Source organism: Nocardioides sp. NPDC127503 (assembly GCF_040302165.1).
In the GTDB taxonomy this organism is placed as follows: domain Bacteria; phylum Actinomycetota; class Actinomycetes; order Propionibacteriales; family Nocardioidaceae; genus Nocardioides.
On sequence record NZ_JBEORH010000023.1, the window covers coordinates 1 to 7,868 of the forward strand.

The 7,868-nt window shown below is 67.9% G+C and carries 8 protein-coding genes; 5 read left to right on the forward strand and 3 right to left on the reverse strand.

The window, feature by feature from the left end; genetic code table 11:
- The first annotated feature begins 328 nt into the window (after positions 1 to 328).
- The 3 genes from ABTW65_RS29295 (at position 329) to ABTW65_RS29305 (ending at position 3,676) form a co-directional block, all read left to right on the forward strand.
- On the forward strand, positions 329 to 1,603 hold the full coding sequence (locus ABTW65_RS29295) for an HNH endonuclease signature motif containing protein (protein WP_350666702.1): 1,275 nt from the start codon (positions 329 to 331) through the stop codon (positions 1,601 to 1,603).
- 55 nt (positions 1,604 to 1,658) lie between these two features.
- Positions 1,659 to 2,282 carry a flavin reductase family protein gene (locus tag ABTW65_RS29300; protein ID WP_350666704.1) on the forward strand — a complete coding sequence of 208 codons (624 nt, stop codon included), beginning with the start codon at positions 1,659 to 1,661 and terminating at the stop codon, positions 2,280 to 2,282.
- Positions 2,283 to 2,416: 134 nt separating this feature from the next.
- Entirely contained in the window at positions 2,417 to 3,676 is a 1,260-nt protein-coding gene (locus ABTW65_RS29305) for an extracellular catalytic domain type 1 short-chain-length polyhydroxyalkanoate depolymerase (protein WP_350666706.1), read from the forward strand.
- Between the two features lie 4 nt (positions 3,677 to 3,680).
- On the opposite strand, the gene ABTW65_RS29310 is transcribed toward ABTW65_RS29305, so the two are convergent.
- The gene (locus tag ABTW65_RS29310) at positions 3,681 to 5,909 is read right to left on the reverse strand and encodes an MMPL family transporter (protein WP_350666708.1); all 2,229 of its coding nucleotides are present in this window, start codon (positions 5,907 to 5,909) and stop codon (positions 3,681 to 3,683) included.
- An 85-nt stretch (positions 5,910 to 5,994) separates the two neighbouring features.
- Between ABTW65_RS29310 and ABTW65_RS29315 the strand changes: the two genes are divergently transcribed.
- Positions 5,995 to 6,612 carry a TetR/AcrR family transcriptional regulator gene (locus ABTW65_RS29315; protein WP_350666710.1) on the forward strand — a complete coding sequence of 206 codons (618 nt, stop codon included), beginning with the start codon at positions 5,995 to 5,997 and terminating at the stop codon, positions 6,610 to 6,612.
- A 75-nt stretch (positions 6,613 to 6,687) separates the two neighbouring features.
- Positions 6,688 to 6,999 carry a hypothetical protein gene (locus ABTW65_RS29320; protein WP_350666712.1) on the forward strand — a complete coding sequence of 104 codons (312 nt, stop codon included), beginning with the start codon at positions 6,688 to 6,690 and terminating at the stop codon, positions 6,997 to 6,999.
- A 5-nt stretch (positions 7,000 to 7,004) separates the two neighbouring features.
- Here ABTW65_RS29320 and ABTW65_RS29325 read toward each other — a convergent pair whose 3' ends face one another.
- Entirely contained in the window at positions 7,005 to 7,391 is a 387-nt protein-coding gene (locus ABTW65_RS29325; protein ID WP_350666714.1) for a nuclear transport factor 2 family protein, read from the reverse strand.
- Between the two features lie 34 nt (positions 7,392 to 7,425).
- Positions 7,426 to 7,868: hypothetical protein (locus ABTW65_RS29330; RefSeq protein ID WP_350666716.1), on the reverse strand; the 443-nt coding region annotated here is incomplete at its 5' end.

Genomic DNA, 7,868 nt, shown 5'->3' on the forward strand with positions numbered 1-7,868 from the left:
GTCTTCTCGATCTGGTCCGGCGTCAAGGACGCCCTTCGGGCGCCGGCTTCGCCGGCCGCCTTCGGCGGTCCTGGACTCCGGACCAGATCGAGAAAGATTTGGCTGGCTATCGGGGCGGCGGCCGGGGTGTGGCGCGGAGAAATTGTCATGCGGCAGGCTGGAGTCGCGGGGTGGGAGGGTGGCCCTTCGGGCCACTTACCATCCACAGATGCGAGGTCGTTCGCTCCCCGCGAAATGGCAAGTTGACCAGGGGAAATAGGTGGTCAAGGAGGAGTCGGAGGCGTAGAATCGGACCCATCACAACACCTCTTTGAAGGGGAGGGAAACGATGAGTCTCGGCCGCGACATCGACCACTGGGGTACCAACCCCGGCGATGCGATCGACGCTGCCTTGAAGGCCATCGAGACCGCCCTCCAAGACCTCCTCACGACCGATCCTGCCTATTGGGGCACGGGCCAGAAGAAGGACCTGCTGGAGCGGTTGGAGAAGCTCCAAGCCCAACAAGCCGCGCTGAAACTGCGAGTGCTCGCGTCTGCCGGCGATATCGCCGAGGAGACCGGTGCCAAGGACGCCTCGGGGTGGATGCGCGCTGAGCTACTGGTCGACAAGGCCATCGCGCGGTCGCAGATCAAGCTCGCAACTGGTGTCGCGAAGTACGACCTCGTCGCCGCCGGTCTCGCTGAAGGTGTCGTATCTGAAGACAAGGCGAGGGTGATCACCAAGGCGCTCGACAAGATCGAGACCGACCCGGTCGCGAGTGTTGAGGATCTGGCTTTGGCTGAGAAGCTGCTGGTCGACTACGCCACCTGCCTGACCGCCAACGAGCTCCGGATCGTCGGCAAACGCATCCTGCGCGAGGTCGATCCGGTCCGGTTCGAGGACGCCGAAGCCAAGGCGCTGTTGGCTGAGGAGGAACGGGCTCAGCAGAAGACCGCGCTACGGGTCTGGGACAACCACGACGGCACCGTCGGCTTCGACGGAGTTCTCCCCACCTCGATCGGGATGAGGTTCAAGCGGCTGGTCGAGGCCTGGGCCCAGCCCCGCAAGCAGAAGCTGGTCGGCATGGGCGCGCCGCTTCCGCCGTGGGAGCGACTCATGGGACAGGGATTCTCACGTTTGCTGGAGACAGTCGACCCGGCCGCCCTGCCTCGCCACGGTGGTGACGCGACCACGGTCAACGTGGTCATCAGCCTCGAGGAGCTCCGCAAGGACCTCGGTATCGCGACCCTGGGCTATGACGAGACCAACGGGGCCATGATCTCAGCGGCCGAGGCGCGTCGGTTGGCCTGCAACGCCACCATCATCCCCTGGGTGCTTGGCGGAGACGGTCAGGTCCTCGACGCCGGTAGGGAGAGCCGGTTTTTCCAGCCGATCCAGCGCAAGGCGATGCGGTTGCAGCAGAAGTGCTGCCAGGCCGAGGGCTGCGACATGCCACCGGAATGGTGCGACGCCCACCACCTAGAACCCTGGACCGCAGGTGGGAAGACGAATCTGAAGGACGGGGCCCTGCTCTGCCCCCACCATCACCGCCTGGCACACAACCCTGCCTACACCCATGAGCGACTACCCGACGGCACCATCCGGTTCACCCGTCGGTCCTGACTGCGCCGTCGGATACCCGCCGGAAGTCGCCGGTGAGGCGCCCTAGTTTCGGGGCATGAGTACGCATGTCGACATCGATCCGGCCATTCTCTACTTCGGTACGCCGGTGGTATTGCTCTCCACTCTCAACGAGGACGGCACCACGAACCTGATGCCGATGTCGTCGGTCTTCTGGCTGGGACGTACGGCGGTCCTCGGGATCGGCGGGTCGTCGCAGACGGCGCGCAATGTGAGGGAGCGGCCTGAGATCGTGCTCAACCTTCCGAGCGTCGACCTCGTCACCCAGGTCGACCGGCTCGCGCTGACCACGGGCAACGCGGTGCTGTCGGCGGCGAAGGCCGAGCGCGGGTATGTGCACGTGTCCGACAAGTACGCGCATGCCGGACTGACGCCGTACGGGTCCGACACGGTGCTGCCGACATCGGTCGCGGAGTGCCCGGTGCACATCGAGGGGACGGTGGCGGCGCTCCACGAGCTCGGTGAGCCGAAGCTGCTCGCCGTGGAGGTCTCGGTGACTGCGGTGCGGGTCGCACCGGAGCTGCGCCTCGACGGCCACGCCCACCGGATCGATCCTGATCGCTGGCGGCCGCTGGTGATGAGCTTCCAGCAGTTCTACGGGCTGGGGGAGCGGGTCCACCCCTCGCGGCTGGCGAGCATCGACGAGGAGCTCTATCGGTGAGCGGCGGCACCGGATCGACACGTCCGGGCGCCGGATTGTGGTCCGGGTCGACATAGACCTGTGGTGGGCGTCACATCTACGGTCGGTCTGCCTGCCGGGAGGCGGCGGGCTGGTCTCGCTCAGGAGGATCGGTCATGGGTCTCGGGTCTCGAATCTCGTCCAGGTTTCGGCAGCAACGAATCGGTGCCGCGCTCGCGGGCCTCGGCCTGGTGCTGGCCGGCGGAGGGGCCGTCGCGGTCGCACCGACCGAGACCTCCACGGCCGCGGCGGGCACGTGGACGGCGAGGACGGCGGGCGGGATGACCACCCAGCTGTACGTCCCCAGCACCGCTCCGACGCTCGGCACCGGGCGTGCGCTCATGGTCAACCTGCACGGCTGCGTCCAGACCTCGGCCGCCCTGCGTGACGGCGGCAACTGGGCCGCGACCGCGGACGCGCGCGGGATGGTCGTGGCGATCCCGGCGGCGCCTAACGGCGGCGTACTCCTCGGTTGCTGGGACTACTACGACAGCAACCACTCCCGGACCTCGCCGGGGCGCCACGACGACAACCTCCTCCAGTTGGTCAGCGATCTGCTCGCCGACCCGGCCCTGGACATCGATCCCGACCAGGTCTATCTCTCCGGGCTCTCCTCGGGCGGCGGCGAGACGATGGTGATGGGCTGTCTCGCGCCCGACGTGTTCGCCGGGATCGGGATCAACGCGGGCCCTTCGGTCGGGACGACCTCGGGGCAGATCGGGTCCGTGGCGGTGACGCAGTCACAGGTCACCAACACCTGCCGGACCTTCGCCGGCTCCGCCTCTTCAGGGTTCGGCAGCCAGATCACATCGGTGATCTACGGCTCCAACGACAGCACCGTCGCGCCCGGCTACAACACTCTGAACGGGCAGGTCATGGCCGGGATCTACGGTGCCGGGTCGCAGTCGTCCTTCTCCCTGTCCGGCCTGGCCGGCAACAACACCGCCGGCTCCGGCACGCTGTGGTCGGACGGCAGCGGTCCGCGCGTGTCCCTGATCCAGAACACCGGGATGGGACACAACTGGCCGGCCGGCGGAGGCCCCGGAGGCTCGTACGTCACGACGAACTCGATCGACTACCCGGCGTACGTCACGGACTTCTTCTTCGACAACAACCGCCGGGTCGAGCGGGGCACCGAGCCGACCGACCCGCCGACCGAGGAGCCCACTGACCCGCCGACCGAACCGGGCCTCTACTGCGGCTCGGCCACCAACGCCCAGCACGAGGCCGCCGGGCGCGCCCACTCCTACGGCAGCAACCCCTACAACCCGTTCTACGCGAACGTCTCGGAGGACTACCTCGGACAGGGCGACACCACCGTGACGACCCTCCAGGAGTCGTCGGGCGGCCGCTTCGACGTCGTCACCGCCTGCTGAGCGGTCACGATTCACGGAGCCTGAGGCGGCCGAAGATGCGGTTGAGCCAGGGCGGCAGGTACCAGTTGGCGCTGCCGCCCAGCCGCATGGCTGCCGGGACGAGTACGCCGCGGATGATCGTGGCGTCGACGAGGATGGCCACGGCCGTACCGATGCCGATCATCTTCAGATACATGACCTCGCCTGAGGCGTAGACGGCGAAGGATGCCGCGAGGGTGACGGCGGCTGCCGTGATCAGTGGTGCGGAGCGTTGCAGGCCGAGAAGTACGGCTTGTCGATTGTCGCCGGTTCGGTCGTACTCCTCCCGGATGCGGGAGACCATGAACACCTCATAGTCCATCGACAGCCCGTAGACGACGCAGAACATGAGTATCGGGAAGGCCGGGTCGAGGGTGCCGATGGGCGTGAAGCCGAGGAGATCGGCGAAGAGCCCGTTCTGGAAGACGACGGTGAGCACCGCGAACATCACGGCGATGCTCACCATGTTCAGGAGCACTGCCTTCAGCGGGATCAGCAGGCTGCCGCTGAACAGGAACAGCAGCACGAAGGTGACCGCCAGGATCAGGACACCGACCAGTGGGAGCCGCTCCATCAGCGCGTCGCGGAAGTCGACCAGCTCCGCCGGGTCGCCGCCGACCACCTGCTCGGTGAACGGGCTGTCCAAGGAACGCACCCGGTCGACGAGCTCGGACGGGACACCGGCGTCGAGCGCGGCGCGTGACGGGACCACCTCGAGACGCTGCCCGTCGGCCTGGTCGAGGCGGTCGGGTGCTGCGGCGATGCGGGTGCCGTCGGCGAAGACCCCGGCGGGGGAGTTGACCTGCACGACCCCGTCCACGGCGGAGAGATCGATGGCGTACGCGACGATGTCCTGGGGTGCCGCCGCGGGCCCGGTGTTGACGACCTGAAGAGCGTCGTTGGGTTCGGCCGAGAAGCCGGTCCGCAGCTCGTCGTAGGTGTCGCGTACGGAATGACCTGGGGGTAGGACGCGGTCGTCGGGCACTCCGATCTGCACGCCCGCAGCGGGCGCGGCGAGCGCGATCAGACAGATCAGCGCGATCCCGCCCCAGGCGAGCGGACGGTCCATGACCCGTTGTCCCAGCCGGTACCAGCGCCCGGTCTCGATCGGCCTGGAGGCCGGGAGGATGCGACCGCGCCGGGCCATTCGTGCGCCGATGACGGCGAGCGCGGCGGGGAGAACGACGATGGCACCGACGCCCGCCGCGAGGACGGTGAGGACGCCGGCCCAAGCGAAGGAGCGCAGGAAGTCGTACGGCAGAAAGAACAGCATCGACATCGCCGCCGCGACCGTCAGGCCGCTGAAGATCACCGTACGTCCGGCGGTGTCCAGGGTCTCGGCCAGAGCCTCCGGAACCGATCGACCCGCGCCGAGGGCTTCCCGGAATCGGGAGATCACGAACAGGCTGTAGTCGACGCCCAGGCCGATGCCCATCACCAGGGTGATGTTCGCGGCGAACGAGGCTATCTCGGTCACGCCGGTCAGGGCGCGGAGTCCGGCCAGCGTGCCGACCACGGCGAAGACACCGACGGCGAGGGTCAGCAGCGCGAAGCTGAGCCGGCGGTAGATGATCAGCAGCAGTACGAGCATCAGCGGAAGGATGATCAGCTCGGCGCGCACGAAGTCGAGCGCTGCCTGCTCGCTGATCTGGGTCGAGGCGGCCTCTCCGCCGGCCACGCGTACGTCGATCGTCTCGCCGTCGATCGTGTAGGCGGGGATCAGGTCGGCGATCACCTCGCGCGCACTCGTGGCGTCGCCGGCGACGTGGGCGAGAACGACCGCGGAGCCGGCGTCGTCGCTGCGCATCGAAGGGTCCATTCCGGTCGACCAGTAGGACCAGACCTCCGCCACCCGCGGCTCCTCCGCGAGCTCGGCGGAGACGGCCATGGCCTCCCGCTCGACCGAGGGATCATCGACCGATCCGCCGGTCGCCTCGACGAGCAGGATGACGTTGGCCGTGCCGGTGCCGAAGCGCTCGGCGAGCTCGTCCTGCGCCGCCACCGACTCGGTGCCCGCCACCTCCCATCGAGACAGTACGAACGATGCCATCGCCCCGGAGGCGACGAACCCGAGAACGAGCAACGCGCTGATCGCGATGCCGAGGATCCATCCGGGACGACGGGCGACAAAGCGGCCCAGGCTCGCCAGCCAGGTCGAGCGGAGTGCCGGCGCGGTGGAGGTAGTGGGGGCGTAATCGCGGATCGGCTCGACCATGGTCGCGCTCTCCCTGCTAGTTTTGCGAGTAGATGCTCGCGATAAAGATACGAGCATCTACTCGCATATTCAAGGGAAGGGCGAGATGAGCGATCCTGTTGGCCCGGTCCGGACACGCCGCAAGAGGCAGGCGCGCGGGGAAGAGCGGATGCGTGAGATCGTGCGCGCCGCCGCGGTGGTCTTCGCCGAACGAGGACCGGAGGCGGCGACGACCAATGCGATCGCGGCCGAGGCTGGGATCTCGCCGGGCTCGCTCTATCAGTTCTTCAGCAGCAAGGCCGACATCGCCCGCGCGCTCAGCGAGCACTACGCCGAGGAGCTCTCAGGTGTGCGCCAGACGATCATGGACGTCGGCCAGGGGACGTCGATCGAGGCGTCGATCGACGCCGTGGTCGGTCCGCTGGTTGCGTTCAGTCTCGCTCATCCCGGGTTCAAGGCCCTCTTCGCACGATCTGACCTCCCGGCCGACATGCGCGATGCGGTCGCCCCTGTCCAGCTGGCCATGCACCAGACGGTCGCGACGTTGATCGCACGGTTCATGACCGACCGCGAGCCGGCAGACGTCGATCGCATCGCCACCGTCGCGATCCAGGTCGTTCGCGGCATGATGCCGCTGATCACCGAGGCTCCTGACCCGTCAACCCGCGACGCGCTCACTGCCGAGCTCCGCACCGCGTTGAAGGGCTATCTCACCCGCGCCTGAACCTGCGCCGCTCCGAGGCGGACTGTCCGGCGAGGCTGACGTAGGCTTCGTCTCCCGAACAGAACGAGGTGCAGCATGACAGCGAGCAAGTCAGCTCGTGAGCGGAAGGCCGCCTCGCAGGCCGGGCCCCTGGCCACGGTGAGGATCGACCTCGACGCGCAGGATCAGTTCGTCTACAAGATCACCTGCACGGAGTGCGTCGTCAGGGACAGGATCAAGTGGGCGACCTATCGCGCCGGTGAGGACAACGGCTTCATGGCGGCGATGGACCGATGGATCTTCCACCTGACCCAGAAGCACCCCGAGGCGGACGCGCCGTGCCTGAAGTTCCTGCCCGAGGCGCAGCAGCGGCTCGAGGAGCGGCGGCAGGGGCGACCCGTCGACTGACGGCGTCAGCCCTGCATGGCGGCGGCCTTGATCTCCTCGAACTGCTCGCCCATCCGGGCGGCGAGGGCCTCGGCGGCACGCAGCGGACGCACCATCACCTTGAAGTCGACGATCCGGCCCTCCTCGTCGTAGGTGAGGAAGTCGCAGCCGTTGAGGTCGAGGCCGTCGACCTTGGCGGTGAACTCGTAGGCGTGGTGGACGCCGTCGTGGATCTCGCGTACGTAGGTGAAGTCCTCGAACACCTTCACCACGGCGCGCAGGATCGCGGCGGTGATCGGCCTGCCGGGGTAGGGCTTGAACGCGACCGGGCTGGTGAACACGACGTCGTCGGCGAGCATCGCCTCCACGGCGTCCATGTCCTTGGCCTCGATCGCCTCACGGAAGGTGGTCATCTGGGCTCCTCTGGGTCGGCTGCTGGGAGAGAGCCTAGAGGGACGAGTGGTGCGGCGTGCTCCGCTCAAGCCGGCGGCCGCCATTGAGGGCGTAGCCGATGGCGATCCCGACCGCTGCGGGGGCGAGGACCAGCCCGGCGAGGAACGGGGTCAGGTTCCACAGGTCGCTCCACAGCACGCCGAAGTCCCGACCCTCCTCGATCCAGATCCGGAACGGGCCGCTGAGGCCGACCACGCCGGCGATCAGCGCCCAGCGTACGAAGACGGGCGGGAGGGTCTTCGCGTGGTGGCCGTCCCACAGCCCCCAGACCCCCGACACGGTGAGCAGCAGTGCGAAGTAGATCAGGCCGGCGCCGATGTTGGCGTCCTCGGTCGGGAAGAGGTTGGTCATCACGATCGAGAACAGGAGGCTGCCGCCGAGGATCACGGCGAGGCGTACGAGGAGCTTCATGTCTCCAGCCTCGCTGATCGTGCTGC